The sequence below is a fragment of the Peribacillus sp. NPDC096448 genome, assembly GCF_044762675.1.
Classification (GTDB): Bacteria; Bacillota; Bacilli; order Bacillales; family DSM-1321; genus Peribacillus; species Peribacillus frigoritolerans_B.
On sequence record NZ_JBIWEU010000001.1, the window covers coordinates 335,209 to 355,310 of the forward strand.

Consider the following 20,102-nt stretch of genomic DNA (forward strand, 5'->3'; position numbering starts at 1 on the left):
TGACATGATGGTTTTGACGCTGATCAACTAGGAACTGCAACGTTAGAAATGAATATGTAAAATGGGAAAACTCGGCACTCGGGCCGAGTTTTTTTCTTTTGCCTGAATCAGCAGCACGGACCTGATCCCCCATAACCAAATCCACATCCCGGCAACCACCAAAACCCGAAAATGAGCAATAATATCAGGAGGACAATAAACAGGCCATAACCAAAGCCGTAACCGGACCCTGCATAACAAGGCGCAGGAGCCGGATAACCATAGCTGCATCCGTATGGTCCATAGTTATATCCCATCGTAAAAACCCCCTTTCCCTCAAAAATTCCCTATCATTATATGAACATTTGCCTTCGTTCGTTTGTGAATTCATCCAGGCTGGTTTGAACATTTGACACTTTCTTGATTTCTTTTAGTGGGACAGACACGAACAAGCCCACTGTTGCATAGGTATGAATAGGGAAACCAAAGAAACGGGGGATGAAGCCAATGCCCGGAATACTTACAGTTGTCGGTTATATTATTAAAGAATTTTACTTATTTGTTTCCTATGTGAAAAACAACGCTTTTCCCCAGCCCTTGTCATCTCAGGATGAAAAGAGATATCTGAAGCTTATGAGTGAAGGGGACGGTGATGCCCGCAACATCCTGATCGAACATAATCTCAGGCTTGTTGCCCATATCGTCAAGAAATTCGAGAATACGGGCGAAGATACAGAGGATTTGATTTCGATCGGGACAATTGGTTTGATAAAGGCCATTGAGAGTTATTCGGATGGTAAGGGTACGAAGCTTGCCACATATGCGGCGCGATGCATTGAGAATGAGATTTTGATGCATTTACGAGCGACAAAGAAAACGAAGAAAGATATTTCCCTGCATGATCCGATCGGTCAGGATAAGGAAGGTAATGAAATCAGTTTAATCGATGTGCTGAAATCGGAATCGGAAGATGTCATCGATACGATTCAGCTCAATATGGAAATTGAAAAGGTGAAAAAGTATATTGATATTTTGGATGAACGCGAAAAGGAAGTCATTGTAGGCAGGTTTGGACTGGATTTGAAAAAGGAGAAAACCCAGAGGGAAATCGCTAAAGAGCTTGGCATTTCCCGCAGTTATGTATCAAGGATCGAAAAACGTGCTTTGATGAAGATGTTCCATGAATTTTACAGGGCAGAAAAAGAGAAGGAAAAGAAAGCTAAAGGATAGGAATGGTAAACAAAGAGAGTGCGGGGAAATTTCCCCGCACTCTTTTTTTAATATTTATTTCTGATCAAATCTGCAAATGCATGATAAATCTCGATTCCTTGAAAAAGGAACAGACGTGAAGCGGTTAAAGAAAAAACCCCTATCATAATTAGTCGAAACCACATATGAATCACTCCTCCATTTTATTTTTATAAAATGTCAGAGCGTGAGGCTACGTAATTCGCCTGAAAAAAAACCGGACTGAGATATCGTCGCCGAAGATTAGAGTGAAAATAAAGAAAGCCCATGATGGAAAATTCGAAAATGAGAATAACGATAAGTGACTGCCAGGAACTAAAGGAAGGCACGAAAGGCTGTTTCTTATCGGCCTTATCCCAATGGTGAACATCGGTATGTTCTTCAATGGTTAGCTGCTGTGCATGATGGTGGAACTGTATGGGCAGTGTCCAAAGGAGCAGGATGATGGCAGACATGTGAATAAAGAATTTCATATGAATCATCCACCCCTTTCCTAAGAATATATTCATCATAACATGCTTTTAATCTGGGATATAGAAAAATGTTCCGACAAAATACTGAAAATTCCTTTTAATTAGAAAAATATTGAATTAACCTCTATAATGGGATTAGTGATAAAAAGGGGGCAATGCAGGATGGGATATTCTTTAACATGGGATTTGGATATCTTTTTTAAAGGAGGAAGCTCTTCTAAGGAGTTCCTGATTTTTTTAGATGAAATCAACGAGGAGGTAAAAGAATTAGACCGACTTGTAAACAATTTCAATCCGGTAGGAAATGATGAAATCAGTTTAATCCAGGCATTGGATCTTTTTAAAAATACAAATATGAAATCTTCGCAGGCAGGTGCTTTCATTGGATGCCTGGAAGCTCAAAATGCGCAGGATAAAAAGGCTGGTCAGCTGCGGGTCAAACAAATGAAGATAGTCGCTTCACTAAAAATGGTGTTAAGCAAGCTGGATGAAAAGTTGATACAGCTTGATGATGCATTTTTTAAAAAAATCCTCGAAAAAGAACCATTGAACGAAATTAAATTCGTATTGAATGAACGTCGGGAAAAGGCAAAGGAAAAGCTTTCCGTGAAAGAAGAATCATTAATCACCCAATTGGCCATGGACGGTTTCGAGGGTTGGAGCCAAATGTATGATACGATCGTCGGTTCAATGACCATCCCTTATAAGGGTGAAAAGCTTTCAGTGGGCCAAGCTGCGAATAAATTTTCTGATCCTGATGAAAGGGCCCGGAAAGAATTATTTACTGCGTGGGAACAGGCTTGGGAGGAAAAAAGTGACCTTTTTGCCCGGACTTTGAACCACTTGGCTGGCTTCCGTCTCAGTGTGAATGAAAAAAGGGGCTGGGATGATATTTTGAAAGAGCCTCTTGAAATAGGGAGGATGAAAAAAGAAACCCTCGAAAGCATGTGGAATGTAATTGCCGATCATAAGGAACCGCTTGTGAGGTTTTTAAAAAGGAAAGCGGAATTACTGGGTATGGATAAATTAAGTTGGGCGGATCTGGATGCACCGCTCGCTGTTACAGCAGAGTCCAAAGTAATGGATTATCAAGAAGGTGCAGATTTCATCATACAGCAATTCTCTAAGTTCGGCTCTCAATTGGCGAACTTCACCCAAAAGGCTTTTGAAGACAGCTGGATTGAAGCTGAAGACAGGCCAGGTAAGAGACCAGGCGGTTTTTGCACGGGCTTTCCATTAAATAAGCAATCAAGGATTTTCATGACGTATTCGGGCACCCCATCCAATGTATCGACATTGGCTCATGAATTGGGACATGCATTCCATTCTTATGCGATGAGGGATATCCATCCATTGAATCGGTCATATGCAATGAATGTGGCTGAAACCGCCTCCACTTTTGCTGAAATGGTCGTAGCGGATGCAGCTGTGAAGGAAGCGGCCAGTGAGGAAGAAAAGCTGGTGCTTTTAGAAGATAAAATTCAGCGTTCCGTGGCATTATTGATGAATATTCATGCCCGCTACTTATTCGAAACAAGGTTTTATGAAGATAGGAAGCAAGGATATGTCAGTGCCGAACGGTTGAGTGAACTGATGGTCGATGCACAAAAAGAAGCTTATGGCGATGCTTTGAGTGATTATAATCCAACGTTCTGGGCTTCAAAGCTCCATTTTTATATTACAGGAGTGCCATTTTATAATTTTCCGTATACATTCGGATACTTATTCTCATTAGGCATATACGCGAATGCCCTGAAAGAACCTGCAGGATTCGAAGAAAAATATATCGCCCTATTAAAGGATACCGGTTCCATGAAGGTCGAGGATTTGGCGGAGAAACATTTAGGAGTCGATTTAAAGACCCGGGATTTTTGGGAGGAAGCAGTTAATGCCTGTATGGAGGATGTAGAAGAATTCATGCGTTTGACCGACCCATTAGTCCGAAAAGCATAAGATGGGTTCAGGCTGGAATATGAACGAAAAAAGCGGATGTCCGGTTTAGGACATCCGCTTTCTTATTAAACTTTCTTCAGTTTAAATGGACTGACCATAAGTAATGATAATATAATCATGAGGGATAAGAAAAAGACCGGATGGAAATACGGGATGGCTAGATAACTTAAAGTAGCGATGCAGCCCGCAACCGTAATTGGCACTCCTGTAAAATATCCATTGCTTTCACTTATATTGAAGCGGGCGAGACGAAATGCGCCACAGCCAATATAGAAAACCGTGAAGAGTGTGCCAGGTGCTCCGAATTCTATCAATATTCCTTGGTATAATAATAGAGCCGGTGCAACGCCAAAGGATATGATGTCACACATGGAGTCAAGTTGCTTACCCAATTCCGATTCAATGTTGAATTTCCGTGCAACCATACCGTCAAAGCGATCTGCAAGGGCAGCCAGGAAGATTAAAAGCAGGCTTAAATTCAATTGGCCGTGCATCACGGCAATTATCGCAAATCCACCAAGGGATAAATTAATTAAAGTAAGTATATTTGCTGTTTGTGCTTTCACTTTTTTAATGGTTTGATCTAGGGCGTGTAATAAAAACATCTTTTCACTCCTTTCAAATGAAACAAATTAAAACAAAATATAGTAAACATAAGTATTTATTATATAATAATATTTTATTTAACACAATTTATGCAAGGGATTTTAGAATAATTTTACAATTTGGAGTGGTTTTATTTGTTTCAGTCTTTGTATCGCGTTCTTATTGAACTGACGAATGGTCAGTATTCATCAGGTTTATTAAAACACTTTAGCCAATCTCGTTGGAGCAGGCCCTTAATTTTATTTTATGTAAAAACATTCAACCTTAATCAAGAGGAATTTGGTAAGGAGTTAAAAGCATATACCAATTTGCACGAGCTATTTACAAGGCAGTTAAAGGCGGACGCGAGGCCAATTACGGCAGTCCCGTCTGCGGTAGCTTGTCCCGTGGACGGTGTTCTTGAGGATTCAGGGGAGATACGCGCTGATAAAAAGATCGTCGTTAAGGGAAAGGTATATTCAATGGAGGAAATGCTCGGGGATGAGCTTTTTTTGGAAAAGTACTTAGGCGGCAAATATCTCGTGTTATACTTAAGCCCGAGTCATTACCATAGGATCCATGCGCCAATCAAGGGTTCCGTAGTCAAACGTTGGACCCTTGGAAGGAAATCATATCCCGTTAATAAATGGGGGATGAAATATGGAAAAGAGCCTTTATCAAAAAATTATCGGACAATAACTGAACTTCAAAATGAAGCGGGAAATCTGGCAATGGTGAAAGTCGGGGCCATGTTCATAAATTCGATCGTCATTACTGATGAATCGGATGAATTGGAAAAAGGACAGGAATTTTCTTATTTCAGCTTTGGGTCCACAGTCGTGCTTCTTTTTGAAAAAGGAAGTTTTGAACTTGAAGGGAACATATCCATTCCCGCAGATATCCGTGTAGGTGAAACAATCGGATTCATGAGAGCCATCTAACTTCAAATGAAAATAAGAGGCTGACATTTGATGTCAGCCTATGTATTTCATATTAAAATATGGATCGGATTTTATGTGTTAGGGATCTTCGATGAATTTCCGTTTCTATGAGGCGGATGAAATCAGTACTCAACTTTAAATTCTGTGCTTTAAAATAGGATTCAAGCAACAGGTCATCAGATAGTTTTTGCATCAGAACGCCACTTATGGGCTGCTCACCTCCAGTAGGGATTGCGAGGAATAATTTAGTATTTACTTGCATATATTGATAAGTCTTCCTTGATGTACCCCTACTGTATCAGAAATAAACGTGGAGAACAATCGTTCTGTTATCCACAGATAAAAGTGGATAACCTGTGGTTAAGTTGTTTACAAGGTGAACGGAATGGTGCACATCAGTATGGAAAATGTTAGTAAAGTTATCCACAGGTTGAATAAATGAAATTTTTGTCGAAATCTTTTATGAATAATTAGTTCTTTGGTTCTGGTCTGCCTGCAAATTTCCCATTATTTAATAAAAAATGCCTTTCCATATCAGAAAACATACATTATGATGTTTCTTTACCGTCAGCCATTCTTTCCTAATTTTTTTTGAAAGTGGGCTGAAAATTCGATATGATGGAAACGGTAAATTTTAATGAAAATATAGAGGTGCCAATATGCTTAAATTATTTTTGCCGAGTGAACATGTTAAAAGCATTTTTAATATAGATCCTCAAGAATTGAAAAAAAGAGGGATTAAGGGCGTCATTACCGATTTGGATAATACTCTCGTTGAATGGGACAGGCCAACTGCCACCCCCGATTTAATCAAATGGTTCGACAATATGCGGGATCATGGGATTTTAGTGACGATTGTGTCCAATAATAATGAAAATCGGGTTCGGGCTTTTTCCGATCCGCTTCACATTCCGTTCATCTTCCAGGCCAGAAAACCGATGGCAAGGGCTTTCCATAAAGCCCGTAAGACAATGGGGCTGAAATTAGAAGAAACGGTGGTAATCGGCGATCAGTTATTGACGGATGTATTGGGAGGGAACAGAGGCGGATTTCATACGATCTTAGTGGTCCCTGTCGCACAAACCGACGAATTCAGAACAAGGATCAATCGTTATTTTGAAAGAAAGATCATGGCGTTTTTTAAACGAAAAGGAATGATAGAATGGGAGGATCACAATTGAACAATCATCAAGAATTAGTGTGCATCGGCTGCGGTGTGAAGGTCCAGACTGAAGATCCGAAGGAGTTGGGCTTTGCCCCTAAATCGGCTCTGGAAAAAGAGAGCATCGTTTGTCAGCGCTGCTTTAAATTGAAACATTATAACGAAGTTCAGGATGTATCCTTAACAGACGATGACTTCTTGAAAATCTTGAATAAAGTAGGCGAAACCGACTCTTTAATCGTCAAAATCGTCGATATTTTTGATTTCAATGGAAGCTGGCTGCCTGGCCTTCATCGATTTGTAGGAAGAAATGATGTTCTTCTAATCGGAAATAAGGTCGATTTATTGCCTAAATCCGTAAAACCGAACAAGTTGATCAATTGGATGAAGCAATCGTCCAAGGAATTGGGTCTTAACCCGGTCGATGTCCTGCTTGTCAGTGCGGAAAAGGGAAAGCACATACTTGAAGCGGCGGATGCGATCGAGCGGTATCGCAGAGGAAAAGATGTCTATGTGGTGGGCTGTACGAATGTAGGAAAATCGACTTTCATCAACCGTCTTATAAAAGAAGTGAGCGGTGAAAGTGATATCATCACGACTTCCCACTTCCCTGGGACTACTTTGGATATGATCGAAATTCCTTTGGATGATGAACAGGCATTGATCGATACACCAGGAATCATTAATCATCATCAAATGGCTCACTATGTGGACAAACGGGACTTCAAGGTGATTATGCCGAAAAAGGAAATCAAGCCGAGAGTGTACCAACTGAATGAAGGGCAGACGCTATTTTTCGGAGGGCTCGCCAGGTTGGACTATGTTTCAGGCGGAAGGCGTTCATTGACTTGCTACCTTTCGAATGAATTGAATATTCACCGTACGAAACTGGAAAAAGCCGATGAATTGTATAAAAATCATGCCGGGGAATTACTGACGCCTCCACGGCCAGAACAAATCGAGGAGTTTCCGAAGCTGATTCCACATGAATTCTCCTTGAAAGATGGTAAAATGGATATTGTGTTTTCTGGTCTTGGCTGGGTGACGGTCAATGAGCCAGGAGCGAAAATCGTCGCACATGTTCCAAAGGGCGTCAATGTGATCGTTCGCAAATCATTAATCTAAATATAGGGGTCGTCTAGACTATGAAAAAGATATATGGGGTAATGGGAGATCCAATTGCACATTCGATGTCACCGGACATTCATAATGATGCATTTGAAAAAGAAAATATAGAAGCGGTTTATCACCATTTTCTTGTGACGAAAGAAGGTTTGAACGATGCTGTGAAAGGCATGAAAGCCCTTGGTATAGAAGGGTTTAACATCACGATTCCTCATAAGACTTCAATCATCCCTTTTCTGGATGAAGTGGATGAACTGGCCCTTGCAATCGGGGCTGTAAATACGGTTGTTAACAAAAATGGTCGGTTTATAGGGTATAATACAGACGGAAAAGGATTTTTCAAATCTTTATGCGATGAAATATCAGGTGACATCAAGGCTAAAAAAACGTTAGTGATCGGAGCGGGCGGTGCTGCGCGTGCGATTTATTTTACCCTCGTGAAAGAAGGGGTAAAGCAAGTTGATATTGCAAACCGGACAAAGGAAAGAGCGGCCCAGCTTGTTTCTGATTGCCCATATGATAAAGTATCGAAGGCACTCTCGATTATCGAAGCGGAAGAAAGCTTATCACAATATGATTTAATCATCCAAACGACTTCTTCTGGAATGAGTCCTGAATTGGATCATTCACCGTTAAAGGTCGACCAGCTTAAAACCGGGGCAATTGTCAGTGACATCATCTATAACCCTCTGCAAACCAAGCTGCTGCGTGAAGCTGGGGAAAAAGGGGCCGAAACGCAAAATGGTCTGGGGATGTTCATCAACCAGGCCGCGCTCGCATTTGAGATATGGACAGGCATTATGCCGGATACAGCAAGAATGACAGATATTGTCTTGAACAAACTAGGAGGTAACACATGTTAACAGGAAAACAGAAAAGATTTTTACGATCAAAGGCCCATCACCTCAATCCAATTTTTCAAGTTGGTAAAGGCGGAGTCAATGATAATCTCATCAAGCAAATTGGTGAGGCGCTTGAAGTACGTGAATTAATCAAGGTCAGCATCCTGCAAAACTGTGAAGAGGACCGCAATGATGTGGGGCTTACTTTATCAAAAGGTGCACGGGCGGAATTGGTTCAGATTATCGGCAACACAATTGTGCTGTATAAAGAATCAAAAGAAAACAAACAACTTAAATTACCTTAAGGAACCTATCTATGAAAAAAATTGGAATTCTTGGCGGTACATTCAATCCTCCGCATATCGGGCATTTAATTATAGCCAATGAAGTGCTGGATGCCCTTGAGCTAGATGAAATCAGGTTCATGCCAAATCACGTTCCTCCACATAAGGAAAAATCGGAGGAAGTAACCGATATGGACAGGCTGGCCATGTTGGAAAACGCGATAGCCGGAAACCCATCTTTTTATATTGAGGGTATTGAAATAGAAAGAAAAGGCACATCTTATACGTATGACACGATAAAATTGCTGAAAGAACTTGAGCCAACCAATGAGTTCTATTTCATAATTGGCGCAGATATGATTGAATACTTACCGAATTGGCACCGTATCGACGAGCTGGTGCATATGGTCAATTTCGTCGGGGTGAAGCGCCCTGGATACAATGAAAAGACCTTATACCCAATCACGATGGTGAAAGTCCCCCAGATGTTCATTTCGTCTTCCATGATACGAAGGAAGTTAAGAACGGGGAAAACCGTGAAATATTTAATAGCAGATCCAGTGGTGAAGTATATTAAAGGGAATGGTTTATATGAATCGTGAGAAAGCATTGGCGCTGGTCAAAGAACAAATCACCGAGCACAGGTACATTCATACCTTGGGTGTGGTCGAGTCAGCGATTGAACTTGCTGAACGGTATGGTGCCGACGTCAAAAAAGCGGAACTGGCAGCCATTTTCCATGATTATGCAAAATTTCGTCCAAAAGAAGAAATGGAGCAAATTATAATCGCTGAAAAAATGGACCCGGCATTACTTGAATACAATATGGAGCTGTGGCACGCTCCTGTCGGGGCTTATTTGGTGAAAAAGGAAGCTGGCATTCAGGACGCCGAAATCTTGGATGCGATTGCCTATCACACGTCTGGCAGGGTTGGCATGAGCCTTTTGGATAAAGTCGTATACCTTGCTGACTATATCGAGCCGGGACGTTCTTTTCCCGGTGTCGACGAAGTCAGGCAGACAGCAAAGCAAAATTTGGATCATGCTGTCATCCAGGCTTTAAGGAATACAGTTGTTTTTTTAATGAAAAGGAATCAGGCAATTTACCCTGACACATTTAAGACATATAATGATTTAATCATGAATTTGAAGGAGAAGATGTAATGACTGAACGTGAACTTCTTGTAATTGCAGCAAAAGCGGCGGATGATAAAAGAGCGGAGGATATCGTGGCATTGAACATGCAAGGTATTTCCCTTGTAGCGGATTACTTTTTGATCTGTCACGGTAATTCCGAAAAACAAGTACAAGCTATAGCTCGTGAAATGAAGAGTAAAGCTGATGAATCAGGAATCAATGTAAAGCGTCTTGAAGGTTTTGACGAGGCGAAATGGGTGCTTGTGGATCTAGGCGATGTAGTGGCACACATTTTCCATAAAGATGAAAGAAACTACTATAACCTCGAACGTTTATGGGGAGATGCACCTTTTGAAGATCTAGAGAGTGAACTGACTTCATGACTTACGAACGCTTTGCCTATGTATACGATGAATTGATGAAGGACGCACCTTATGAAAAATGGCTGATGATCCTTACGGCGAAGCTGGAACAGTATGGAGTTGGTGGAAGGAAAGTCCTGGATTTAGCGTGTGGAACCGGGGAAATGACCGTTGAATTGGCGCAGCACGGATTCGAAGTCACCGGCGTGGATTTATCTGATGAAATGCTTCTTGTCGCTAATGAAAAAGCGGTTAAGCTTGGATTATCGATTCCGCTTTTCCAGCAGAATATGGCAGAACTTGAAGGGCTTGGCCAATTTGATTGTGTCACGATTTTTTGTGATTCGCTGAACTACCTTCGTGATGAAGAGGATATAGTCAAGACGTTCAGCCGGGTTCATGAGCATTTGAAGGATGGCGGATTATTTCTGTTTGATATCCATTCCATTTATAAAATGGAAGAAATCTTTGGTGATAATACGTTTGCTGTCAATGGTGAAGAAGTATCCTATATATGGGATTGCTTTCCGGGTGAAGAACCTTACAGTGTGGAACATGATTTAAGTTTTTTCGTAAGGGACGATGAAAGCGGGCTTTATGACCGTTTTGATGAGTTGCATTATCAACGGACCTATCCGGTTGAACAATATAAAAACTGGTTGGAGCAAGCAGGTTTCAAGGTTTCTGAAATTCTGGCGGATCTTGAAGAAGCACCGCTTGTAAAGGAAACCGAAAGAATCTTGTTTGTAGCCAGTAAATGATAAAGAGGTCAAGATCCCCCGTTCGTACATCAGTCTGTACGATTGGAGGTCTGACCTCTTCTTTTTTTTTGCTTTTAGCAGGAATCGAGATCTTGATTACGAATTTTAATAAGGATGGTCGAACTGTTTTTCAACTTCGTGAAGATCCTCTGCAAACTTTTCATGTGTCGCTTGAAAAAGATGATGGAACATTTCCCCGGTTTCAGCTTCTAAAACCTTGATCCCCTCACCTGTTATTCCACCCTTTACACAAACCTTTTCCTGTAAGGTCGGCAATGTATAAACCCCTTTGCCGAGCAATTCCCCTAAGCCAACCAGCATATTCTCAGTCAAAGTCGTAGCCGTTTCTTTATCTATCTTCGTCGTTTGGCAAGCCGCCTCAATAAAAGCTTGAGCTAAATAGCTGAAAAAGGCAGGACCGCAGCTGACGATATCGGAAGCTACCCGGGTGATATCATTTTCAATGATGACCGGTGCCGATATGGCGGAAGCCAAATCAAATAAAGTTGACACTTTCTCCTTACTGCAGCTCTTGCTGAAACTCAGTAACGATACCCCTGAACCCACACGGTTCGTTATGCTCGGGATAAAACGGGCACAGGGGGCATTCACTGCCGATTCGAGCTGGGAGACTGAAACCGGGCTTGTGATGGAAATAACCAGCTGATCCCTTTTTATATGGTGTTTGATGCCTTGTAATAGGCTGTTAATCTGCAATGGTTTTACACAGAGAAAAATAAAGTCCGCTTGTTCGACGATTTCGGCTGCGCTTTCCGCGACCTTGATACCCGAGTGTTTCTCCTTCAGCACCAATGCTTTGGAAAGCGTACGATTTGTAATGATTAGATCTGCCGGATTCAATATCTTTGCCTCCAGCCATGCCTCAATTAAAATGGTACCCATATTGCCGGTTCCGATAACACCGATTTTCTTCAATTCCGATCAACTCCTCTCACTTAAAGCGATTGATTCTCCTAAAAACACTATGTATTTTTAATCTGTCCTATGACAAAGTATCGTGCGAAATCCAATAAGGAGGTAAAGAAATGGAAGGAATTTCAAAAAAGAAGATGACGATGATAAGCGTTGCCGTGGCATTTCTAGCAGCAGGCATTTACTTTTTTTTGCAACAAGGGGAGAGTCCGGCTGATACGGAAGATATATTTCCCGTTACTACAAAAGAAGCTGAAATGGAACAAAGTGTAAATGAGTCCGCTGCGGAAGCTGAGATCATTAAAGTGGACGTTAAAGGAGCGGTCAAGTCCCCGGGCATATTTACTGCACAGGCAGGTGACCGGGTGATTGATTTGATTTCAGCTGCGGGCAGTTTTACGGACAAGGCTGATACGGATAAAGTGAATTTTGCCCAAATCGTCGAAGATCAAATGGTCATTTATGTTCCGGAAATAGGTGAAGAAGACAAAGGGAAGTTGGAGAATATACAAGTCGGGTCGTCTGGTGATGCCGTCACTAAGGGGATGTCAGGAGGACTGGTGAACTTGAATACAGCGACACTGGAAGATTTGGAAACCTTGACGGGAATTGGACCATCCAAAGCGAATGCGATCCTGGAATACAGGGAGACGGTAGGGAAATTCAAGGAGGTCGATGAATTGAAGAAGGTTACGGGAATCGGCGATAAAACGTTTGAAAGGTTACGGGATTCCATTTCAGTGAAATGAATGATTGAATATGCTACACAAATGGACAGGAAGAGGGTAAAATTGAAGAAAATCATTCTAGTGGTAAGGGGATACAACATGAACAGAATTAGTTGGGATCAATATTTCATGGCACAAAGCCATTTATTGGCTTTAAGAAGCACATGTACACGCCTCACGGTAGGGGCGACCATCGTCAGGGACAACCGAATCATTGCGGGGGGATATAATGGGTCCATTGCAGGGGGGACGCATTGTATTGATGACGGCTGTTATGTAATTGATAATCATTGTGTCAGAACGATACATGCAGAAATGAATGCACTTTTACAATGTGCGAAATTTGGGGTGCCTACTGATGGAGCGGAAATATATGTGACGCATTTTCCGTGTCTTCAGTGCTGTAAATCACTCATCCAAGCTGGCATAAAGGCTGTTTATTATGCCGAGGATTACAAAAACCATCCATATGCCCTCGAATTATTTAAACAGGCTGGTGTCAAGACCGAGAAGGTTGAAGCAAAAGGGGCCATCGATGTTAATGGAAAACAAAAAAAAGACTTTGTATTCTTATTGCTAGCTCAACTTGAACGAACAGGCCTTGGAAAAGAAGATTTATTGGAGCTGGAAAAACAGGCCAATCAGATATTTGAAAATTAAATAGGACGGAGGGCAGGCATGGCCAGACAACTTATCTTACTGGCCGTTTCAGCCACCTTTGGTGTTACGGCCCATTCTCTTTTAAATGTAAGGCTGCTGATCATTATCCTTATATTTCTCTGTTTCCTTTATTTTTCGGTGGGGTTAAGTGTGAAGGCCCTTGCTTTTCATTTGGTGATCATGGGGATATTTTTAGGGGCCGCCTCCTTCTCCGATCACCGAAACAAAACTGCCTATGATGGAACGGAAAGCCAATTTATCATCACGTTTACCGACCAACCGAATATAGATGGAAATTCATTAAAAGGTTTCATTGGCAGTGAGAAAGGCGAACGGTTAGTACTTCGTTATAAAATCACCACCGAATTGGAGCAGGAAAATCTAAGTAAGTTTCTGCGAATCGGTTTATCATGTCCGGCTGAAGGGACATTGCAAATTCCGGAGGAAAACAGGAATGAAAACAGTTTCAATTACCAGCGTTATCTTTTCCGCCAAGGCATCCATTGGATATTCAAAGTGGATTCCATTTCATTTCAAGAATGCAAAGAGGGCGGAAGCTCGATTCTAGTTTCGATTCGTAATTTGCGCTTAAAGGGGATTTCATATATTAGAGAACACTTTCCTGAGGAATCGAGCGGTTTTGTCACAGCTCTCATATTCGGCGACCAGACATATATAGATGAAGGCGACCTTACTAATTATCAGCGTTTGGGTTTGGTTCATTTACTGGCGATTTCCGGTCTTCATGTCAGTTTTTTAACGGGGATGTTATTTTACATCGGCATCAGGGTTGGGAATACACGGGAAAGAATGATGGTGGCCATCTTACTCTTCCTTCCGGTTTACATGTTACTTTCAGGTGCCAGTCCATCAGTGGTGAGATCCTGTTTAATGGCTATGCTTTTCTTTCTGCTTCTGCTATTCAAGAAGCGGGTTTCGGCGGGAGCCGCAATCGGCTCGACTTATATGGCACTATTGTTTTTTCGGCCTAATATGCTCTATGATATAGGTTTTCAGCTTTCATTCGCGGTCACATTCTCCATTATCATGTCTTCAAGCATCTTCTTTCAATATCCGAAGAAAACGCTGCAGCTGTTCATCCTCAGTACCATCTGCCAATTGGCAGCCCTTCCGATTTTGCTTTTTCACTTTTTTGAAGTATCTTTCCTTGGCGTGTTTCTGAACGTATTGTATGTTCCACTTTATTCCATCATATTGCTGCCATTTTCACTGATTTCCCTCCTCATTCATTTATTACTGCCTTCCTTAGGTCAACCTCTCATATCATTATTGAATTTCACCTTCGTAGTCTGCAATGAAGCCGCGGATGCAGCATCGGATTTGCCGCTGGCCTCCATTCCGTTTGGAAAGCCACCTTTCCTCATGATGTCATTACTTGTTATTTCCCTTTTAGGGTTGGGCATGACTTGGGAAGCATCCTTTGAAAAAAGTAAAATCTGGTGCGGAATAATAATTGTCCTTTTACTTTTGCAATATAACTTACAAAGGTTCTCGCCTTTTGGTGAAGTGCAAATCATCGACGTTGGACAAGGTGACTCCATTTTAATTATCCTGCCTTTCAATCGCGGTAATTATTTGATTGATACGGGTGGACAAATTACATTTCCAATCGATACATGGGCAATAAAGCGAAAGAAGTTCAACACGGCAGATGATATCATTATTCCATTATTGAAAAGTAAAGGAATCCACCAATTGGACAAACTGATTTTAACCCATGCGGATGCAGATCATATGGGAAGTGCAAAAGAATTAATAGAACATTTTAAAGTTGCGGAGATCATCATTGGAGGCTGGAGTGAAGAGCAATACAGGGATATGGATTTTGTATCCGTGGCAAGAGATAAAAAAATGAAAATGACTGTCCTGAAAAGGGGGGACCATTGGGTTGCGGGCGGAGCGCCTTTTGCTGTGCTAAGTCCATTTGAGAAAGAAGAAAATAAGAATGATTCATCCATAGTTCTATTCACGGAGCTTGGGGGATTGTCATGGTTATTGACAGGCGATATGGGAGAAGAAGGGGAAAGGGAACTAATGAGAACATTTCCGCAGTTGCAGGCAGATATCTTGAAGGTCGGTCACCATGGCAGTAAAACTTCTTCTTCCGTGCCCTTCCTTGAACAGCTGCAGCCGAAAGCGTCGCTTATTTCAGTTGGAAAAGATAACCGCTACGGTCACCCCCATGGAGACGTAATTGGGAATCTCGAGGGAAATGGCATAAAAGTGTTCAGGACGGACGAGGATGGTTCTATTATTTACAAGTATTACAAAAGCAGTGGAACCTTTCGGAAGACTCTCCCATAGTATATAGAAAATCAAAAAGAAAGAGACTGCAGCGGCAGCCTCCATCAGGAAAAATAAGTGCATGTAATGAATGAAATCAGGATCCGACAGCTTTAATGACGACAGCTATGGTGAACATGGCAGCGAAAAATACAAAAGAACCGATGAATCCTATAGCGGAATCAGCGACGTCATCTGTTTTTGATTGAACATTCTTTTCGAATTCGTTCATTATTTACCCCTCCTATTTCTGCTAATAGTATAAAACATTACCAAAAAAAAATCTACAGGCTTCATTCCTTCATTTCCTTTACTGACAAGAGTTGTCACAAATAGTTTGGGATTTTGAGGTCAAAATAGAAGTACAAACAAAGTAAGCGAAAAAGAAAAATGCTCATTTGTTCTACATGAATACTCTACCCGCTTTCAAGGAAGATTACCCGGGCCTCTCTTGAAAGTGTTCATATAGATCCGGAATTAGCCCTTTTAAGGGCTAGTTCCCTTTATAGCTTGTCAAATGGTCCATCCACCTATACCATTAGAGAAGAATACATAGTAAAGAGGCGGATTCTATTGGTATTAGACGTTTGGAAAAGTATAAAAAAAGGGCAATTCGCGCCAGTATACTTGTTATATGGGACGGAAGCCTATCTAATTAATGAAACAAAGCAGCTATTGATCGAGAATGTCCTTCACGAAGATGAGATGGATTTTAACTTTTCTCAATTTGATTTAGAAGAGACGCCTGTTGAAACTGCGCTTGAAGATGTCGAAACCCTTCCGTTTATCGGGGAAAGGCGCCTTGTTTTCATGCAAAACCCATTTTTTTTGACAGCTGAAAAAACGAAGTCAAGAGTTGAACATAATGTGAAAAGACTGGAAGCGTATTTGGCTGACCCGGTTCCATATTCTATTGTCGTATTGACCGCACCTTATGAGAAGCTGGATGAACGGAAAAAAATCACCAAGGAACTGAAGCGTAAGGCGGTTCTCGTTGAAGCGAAGAAGCTTGGTGATCATGAGTTAAAGGGGTGGGTGAAGGAGAGGGTCGAAGCTTCTTCAGTCCGAATAGATGAGCAGGCTACAGAGCTTTTACTTGAACTTGCAGGAACGAATCTGATGATGCTGACGAATGAACTGGATAAAATGGTGCTTTATACGGAAGCTGATAAACACATTACAGTCGAGGTAGTGGAAAAGCTGGTCGCTAAATCCCTTGAACAGAATATCTTCACACTTGTTGATCATGTGTTACAGCGGAAGATGGAGAGTGCCATGACGATACTGCACGATCTTCTCAGGCAGAATGAAGAGCCGATCAAGATCTTGAGTGTCATGGCAGGACAGGTCAGGCTCATGTATCAAGTGAAGGAGCTTTCCCGTCAGGGCTATAGCCAGCAAAAAATTGCAGGTCAACTGAAGGTGCACCCTTACAGGGTAAAGCTGGCACTTGAAAAGACGGGGAAATTCCAGGAACGCGAGTTGTTGAGCATCATGAACGACTTAGCGGAAGCTGATTATAAAATGAAGACCGGCCAAGCAGATAAGGCAATCACGCTTGAGCTGCTGCTTTTAAAAATTAGATGATAAAAAAGGTGGCAGATATCCTGTCACCTTTTTTATGCAAAAAACGGCACAAAAAAAACGATCCGATTGGATCGTTTAATTTTTTGTCATTATGCGTTAAGAGCGTTAAGTCTTTTCGCTAAACGAGATTTTTTACGGGCTGCCGCATTTTTATGGATTAATCCTTTAGATGCAGCTTTGTCTAATTTCACAGCAGCTGTTAAAAGAGCTTCTTTAGCAGCTTCAACGTTTTCACCAGCTAATGCAACTTCAGCGTTTTTCACTGTAGTACGCATAGTTGATCTAACAGTAATGTTATGAACGCGTTTTTTGTCGTTGATTTTTACACGTTTAATAGCAGATTTAATGTTTGGCATTCCGTTCACCTCCTACAAAGAAATCGAGATTATATGAACTCGACTTTTCAAATCCATATCAAATAGCACAAGTGATATTCTATCAGACTGCTCATAAATATGCAATACTTCAGATTGAGAATCGAAAAGGAATTATAATTTCGGGAAAAAATTCATCTCGTCATCACTCATTGTACCAAAAAAATGAATAATAAAAAAGCAAAAACGACAGAATGTTTAAGAGAGACTATTGAAAATACTAGATTAGATACAATTCAAACATCAGGAGGCCGTTATGGAAAATAATTTGGACCTTAGTGAATACGGAATTCGTACAGATTTGGCGATTGAAGCAAAGGAGATAGCCCTTGAACATAAAGGTGTAGTAGAGGAAGTGGATGTATCCCGTATTGAAGGGGTCATTATTAAAGAAAAAGAAGTGGATGATCTGAAGGTATCCTTAGTCGAGGTCACGGCTGAGGGAGAAAAAGAAATCGGTAAGAAACAGGGCAGTTATTTGACCATCGAGGTCCAGGGAATCCGCCAGCAGGATACGGAAACTCAGCAACGGGTGGAAAAGGTGTTTGCCAACGAACTGGCTTACTTCTTGAAAAGAAATAAAATCACCAAGGAAAGCAGTTGTTTGGTCGTCGGTCTTGGTAATTGGAATGTTACCCCCGATGCTCTGGGACCTGCAGTCGTTGAGAACCTTGTAGTCACAAGACATTTGTTCGAATTGCAGCCTGAATCCGTCAAGGAAGGCTATCGGCCGGTCAGTGCGATTTCCCCAGGGGTGATGGGGATTACGGGAATCGAGACGAGTGACATCATAAAAGGAGTCATCGAAAAAAGTAATCCAGATTTCCTGATCGTCGTTGATGCATTGGCTGCCCGTTCGATCGATCGTGTGAATGCAACGATTCAAATTACGGATACAGGGATCCATCCAGGGTCTGGTGTAGGAAATAAACGTAAAGAATTAAGTCAGGCTACACTGGGAGTTCCAGTTATAGCAATTGGAATACCTACCGTCGTGGATGCCGTATCGATTGCAAGCGATACGATTGATTATATTTTGAAGCATTTTGGCAAGGAAATGAATGAAGGGGACAGACCATCACGTTCACTGGCACCTGCTGGATTCAGTTTTGGAAAGCGGACAAAGCTGACCGAAGAGGATATGCCAGGTGAAAAGGAACGCCAAACCTTCTTGGGAATGATAGGTGTCCTCCCTGATGAAGAGAAGAGGAAATTGATCTATGAAGTGCTTTCGCCACTTGGTCATAATTTAATGGTTACACCGAAAGAAGTAGATGTTTTCATCGAGGATATGGCCAATTTGATAGCCAATGGTTTAAATGCAGCCTTGCATCATTCAATAAATCAAGATAATGCCGGCTATTATACCCGTTAAATCACTTTCAGTGCCCAAAAATGGTGTTCTACCCTTTCTAGCAAAGTCATAGGTATTAATAGACAAGCTATAGAGAGGGTGGAAGGATGAAAAGAAGAAATTCCCCAGGAATCATAACAGCCATTCATGGATCAACGATAATAAAAACTTTTCTAGGTATTCTCGCCTTGCTTCTTTTTGTTTTTTCAGTCAGTGGGGTCATGACTTCCCTAAGACCGGAGTATCGGATATCTTCTAACTCCGTACATACTGTAGCCAATCAATTCTCGGGAAAAATGCTGTTTTCGATGCTGGCCAATGAAAATCATTATCTTTTTAATGCCCTGCCGGAAGGTAAGCAGGAATCGATCATCACGAATCAATTGATAAAAGTCTCGACCAACATTTCATTGGAGGACCCGCGAAGTTTACTGGGAAGGGAGCTTCCTGGCTTTTCGATTTTTGATAATGAGATCCTCGTTGCTGGGGAAGGAACGAATTATACGAATATGCCGTATGAATCTTCACCGCCAGTGGATGTCCTGAATGAAGAAAGGGATGCATCCCTGCAAAACCTGGATGAGATTGAAGAACCGGATAAAGGAGTGGCCAATCAGCCGAATCAAACGACCAATGGCCGGAAAGTGGTCGAGATTTACCATAGCCATAACCGGGAATCGTATCTTCCTTATTTAAAGGGCGTGACCGAACCGGACCTAGCCTACCATTCTAAAATCAATATTACGAAACTCGGGGAACGGATGGTTGAAGATTTGGCTGATAAGGGGATCGGTTCATCGCTCGATAAAACGGATATCATGGGAAATCTCAATAATAAAGGATTGAATTATGCCAAATCCTATCAAGAGTCTCGGAAATCCGTACAGACTGCGTTGGCTACCAACAAAGATCTAGAATATATCATTGATATCCATCGTGATTCTAAACGAAAAAAAGATACGACCATTAACATTAGCGGTAAAGATTATGCCAAGATTGCCTTCGTGGTCGGGGGCAATAACCCGAACTTCGAAAAAAATGCAGCGCTTGCCAATAAGCTTCATAAAGCTTTGGAGAAAAAATACCCTGGCATTTCACGAGGGGTTATGAAACAAGGCGGAGCGGGGCAGAATGGAGTATACAATCAGGATTTGTCAAGCAATGCCATGCTCATAGAAATTGGCGGTGTTGATAATACTTTCGAGGAAATGTACTTGACCGTTGATGCCTTTACCGATGTTTTCAGTGAATTTTACTGGGATGCCAAAGCGGTTGATAAAACGACTGGGGAATCGGAAGCGAAGTAATTT

Annotated in this window: 24 protein-coding genes; 17 read left to right on the forward strand and 7 right to left on the reverse strand. The window is 41.6% G+C overall.

Going from position 1 to position 20,102, the window contains the following annotated elements:
- Window positions 1-107: 107 nt before the first annotated feature.
- Entirely contained in the window at window positions 108-296 is a 189-nt protein-coding gene (locus ACIQ0C_RS01625) for a hypothetical protein (protein WP_048682791.1), read from the reverse strand.
- Window positions 297-486: 190 nt separating this feature from the next.
- Here ACIQ0C_RS01625 and sigK point away from each other — a divergent pair, with 190 nt between their 5' ends.
- Complete coding sequence (sigK, locus tag ACIQ0C_RS01630) at window positions 487-1,209, forward strand: RNA polymerase sporulation sigma factor SigK (RefSeq protein WP_048682796.1); 723 nt, start codon at window positions 487-489, stop codon at window positions 1,207-1,209.
- Window positions 1,210-1,397: 188 nt separating this feature from the next.
- Here the strand turns inward: sigK and ACIQ0C_RS01635 are convergent, their stop codons facing one another.
- Window positions 1,398-1,700 (reverse strand): hypothetical protein, encoded by a 303-nt coding sequence (locus tag ACIQ0C_RS01635; protein WP_403056323.1) that lies wholly within the window; start codon window positions 1,698-1,700, stop codon window positions 1,398-1,400.
- Window positions 1,701-1,862: 162 nt separating this feature from the next.
- Here ACIQ0C_RS01635 and ACIQ0C_RS01640 point away from each other — a divergent pair, with 162 nt between their 5' ends.
- Complete coding sequence (locus tag ACIQ0C_RS01640) at window positions 1,863-3,653, forward strand: M3 family oligoendopeptidase (protein WP_403056326.1); 1,791 nt, start codon at window positions 1,863-1,865, stop codon at window positions 3,651-3,653.
- 65 nt (window positions 3,654-3,718) lie between these two features.
- On the opposite strand, the gene pssA is transcribed toward ACIQ0C_RS01640, so the two are convergent.
- Window positions 3,719-4,258 (reverse strand): CDP-diacylglycerol--serine O-phosphatidyltransferase, encoded by a 540-nt coding sequence (pssA, locus tag ACIQ0C_RS01645; protein ID WP_034308587.1) that lies wholly within the window; start codon window positions 4,256-4,258, stop codon window positions 3,719-3,721.
- 135 nt (window positions 4,259-4,393) lie between these two features.
- Between pssA and ACIQ0C_RS01650 the strand changes: the two genes are divergently transcribed.
- Window positions 4,394-5,179: a phosphatidylserine decarboxylase gene (locus tag ACIQ0C_RS01650; RefSeq protein ID WP_403056329.1), complete on the forward strand. Its 786-nt coding sequence runs from the start codon at window positions 4,394-4,396 to the stop codon at window positions 5,177-5,179.
- A gap of 52 nt (window positions 5,180-5,231) precedes the next feature.
- On the opposite strand, the gene ACIQ0C_RS01655 is transcribed toward ACIQ0C_RS01650, so the two are convergent.
- On the reverse strand, window positions 5,232-5,372 hold the full coding sequence (locus tag ACIQ0C_RS01655; protein WP_034311351.1) for a sporulation histidine kinase inhibitor Sda: 141 nt from the start codon (window positions 5,370-5,372) through the stop codon (window positions 5,232-5,234).
- A gap of 466 nt (window positions 5,373-5,838) precedes the next feature.
- On the opposite strand from ACIQ0C_RS01655, the gene ACIQ0C_RS01660 reads away from it, so the two are divergent.
- The 8 genes from ACIQ0C_RS01660 to ACIQ0C_RS01695 are packed head-to-tail and all read left to right on the forward strand — an operon-like array spanning window position 5,839 to window position 10,852.
- Entirely contained in the window at window positions 5,839-6,360 is a 522-nt protein-coding gene (locus ACIQ0C_RS01660) for a YqeG family HAD IIIA-type phosphatase (protein ID WP_034308582.1), read from the forward strand.
- Entirely contained in the window at window positions 6,357-7,466 is a 1,110-nt protein-coding gene (gene yqeH, locus ACIQ0C_RS01665; protein WP_403056333.1) for a ribosome biogenesis GTPase YqeH, read from the forward strand. The genes ACIQ0C_RS01660 and yqeH overlap by 4 nt, the downstream gene beginning before the upstream one ends.
- Window positions 7,467-7,486: 20 nt before the next feature.
- Window positions 7,487-8,329 carry a shikimate dehydrogenase gene (gene aroE, locus ACIQ0C_RS01670; protein WP_403056336.1) on the forward strand — a complete coding sequence of 281 codons (843 nt, stop codon included), beginning with the start codon at window positions 7,487-7,489 and terminating at the stop codon, window positions 8,327-8,329.
- Entirely contained in the window at window positions 8,323-8,613 is a 291-nt protein-coding gene (gene yhbY / locus ACIQ0C_RS01675; protein ID WP_034308574.1) for a ribosome assembly RNA-binding protein YhbY, read from the forward strand. Before aroE ends, yhbY begins: the two co-directional genes overlap by 7 nt.
- Window positions 8,614-8,624: 11 nt before the next feature.
- Window positions 8,625-9,194, forward strand: a complete 570-nt coding sequence (locus tag ACIQ0C_RS01680; protein ID WP_241589856.1) for a nicotinate-nucleotide adenylyltransferase — start codon at window positions 8,625-8,627, stop codon at window positions 9,192-9,194.
- Window positions 9,184-9,756 carry a bis(5'-nucleosyl)-tetraphosphatase (symmetrical) YqeK gene (gene yqeK, locus ACIQ0C_RS01685; protein WP_403056339.1) on the forward strand — a complete coding sequence of 191 codons (573 nt, stop codon included), beginning with the start codon at window positions 9,184-9,186 and terminating at the stop codon, window positions 9,754-9,756. The genes ACIQ0C_RS01680 and yqeK overlap by 11 nt, the downstream gene beginning before the upstream one ends.
- Window positions 9,756-10,112, forward strand: a complete 357-nt coding sequence (gene rsfS, locus ACIQ0C_RS01690) for a ribosome silencing factor (RefSeq protein WP_034308569.1) — start codon at window positions 9,756-9,758, stop codon at window positions 10,110-10,112. The genes yqeK and rsfS overlap by 1 nt, the downstream gene beginning before the upstream one ends.
- Window positions 10,109-10,852, forward strand: coding sequence for a class I SAM-dependent DNA methyltransferase (locus ACIQ0C_RS01695; RefSeq protein ID WP_403056343.1), 744 nt, complete (start codon window positions 10,109-10,111; stop codon window positions 10,850-10,852). Before rsfS ends, ACIQ0C_RS01695 begins: the two co-directional genes overlap by 4 nt.
- A 105-nt stretch (window positions 10,853-10,957) precedes the next feature.
- On the opposite strand, the gene comER is transcribed toward ACIQ0C_RS01695, so the two are convergent.
- A complete protein-coding gene (gene comER, locus ACIQ0C_RS01700; RefSeq protein ID WP_403056346.1) occupies window positions 10,958-11,788 on the reverse strand; it encodes a late competence protein ComER in 831 nt (276 codons plus the stop codon).
- Between the two features lie 110 nt (window positions 11,789-11,898).
- On the opposite strand from comER, the gene ACIQ0C_RS01705 reads away from it, so the two are divergent.
- The 3 genes from ACIQ0C_RS01705 (at window position 11,899) to ACIQ0C_RS01715 (ending at window position 15,498) form a co-directional block, all read left to right on the forward strand.
- On the forward strand, window positions 11,899-12,534 hold the full coding sequence (locus tag ACIQ0C_RS01705; protein WP_403056349.1) for a helix-hairpin-helix domain-containing protein: 636 nt from the start codon (window positions 11,899-11,901) through the stop codon (window positions 12,532-12,534).
- A gap of 78 nt (window positions 12,535-12,612) precedes the next feature.
- Window positions 12,613-13,173: a ComE operon protein 2 gene (locus ACIQ0C_RS01710; RefSeq protein ID WP_402835095.1), complete on the forward strand. Its 561-nt coding sequence runs from the start codon at window positions 12,613-12,615 to the stop codon at window positions 13,171-13,173.
- Between the two features lie 18 nt (window positions 13,174-13,191).
- Complete coding sequence (locus ACIQ0C_RS01715) at window positions 13,192-15,498, forward strand: DNA internalization-related competence protein ComEC/Rec2 (RefSeq protein WP_403056352.1); 2,307 nt, start codon at window positions 13,192-13,194, stop codon at window positions 15,496-15,498.
- Between the two features lie 76 nt (window positions 15,499-15,574).
- Here the strand turns inward: ACIQ0C_RS01715 and ACIQ0C_RS01720 are convergent, their stop codons facing one another.
- Complete coding sequence (locus ACIQ0C_RS01720; RefSeq protein ID WP_034308559.1) at window positions 15,575-15,709, reverse strand: YqzM family protein; 135 nt, start codon at window positions 15,707-15,709, stop codon at window positions 15,575-15,577.
- A 341-nt stretch (window positions 15,710-16,050) separates the two neighbouring features.
- Between ACIQ0C_RS01720 and holA the strand changes: the two genes are divergently transcribed.
- Entirely contained in the window at window positions 16,051-17,064 is a 1,014-nt protein-coding gene (gene holA, locus ACIQ0C_RS01725) for a DNA polymerase III subunit delta (protein ID WP_252278004.1), read from the forward strand.
- Window positions 17,065-17,153: 89 nt separating this feature from the next.
- On the opposite strand, the gene rpsT is transcribed toward holA, so the two are convergent.
- Window positions 17,154-17,420 carry a 30S ribosomal protein S20 gene (gene rpsT / locus ACIQ0C_RS01730; protein ID WP_034308554.1) on the reverse strand — a complete coding sequence of 89 codons (267 nt, stop codon included), beginning with the start codon at window positions 17,418-17,420 and terminating at the stop codon, window positions 17,154-17,156.
- A 274-nt stretch (window positions 17,421-17,694) separates the two neighbouring features.
- On the opposite strand from rpsT, the gene gpr reads away from it, so the two are divergent.
- Window positions 17,695-18,813 (forward strand): GPR endopeptidase, encoded by a 1,119-nt coding sequence (gene gpr, locus ACIQ0C_RS01735; RefSeq protein WP_403056355.1) that lies wholly within the window; start codon window positions 17,695-17,697, stop codon window positions 18,811-18,813.
- Window positions 18,814-18,899: 86 nt separating this feature from the next.
- Window positions 18,900-20,099: a stage II sporulation protein P gene (gene spoIIP / locus ACIQ0C_RS01740; protein ID WP_402835092.1), complete on the forward strand. Its 1,200-nt coding sequence runs from the start codon at window positions 18,900-18,902 to the stop codon at window positions 20,097-20,099.
- Window positions 20,100-20,102 lie beyond the last annotated feature (3 nt).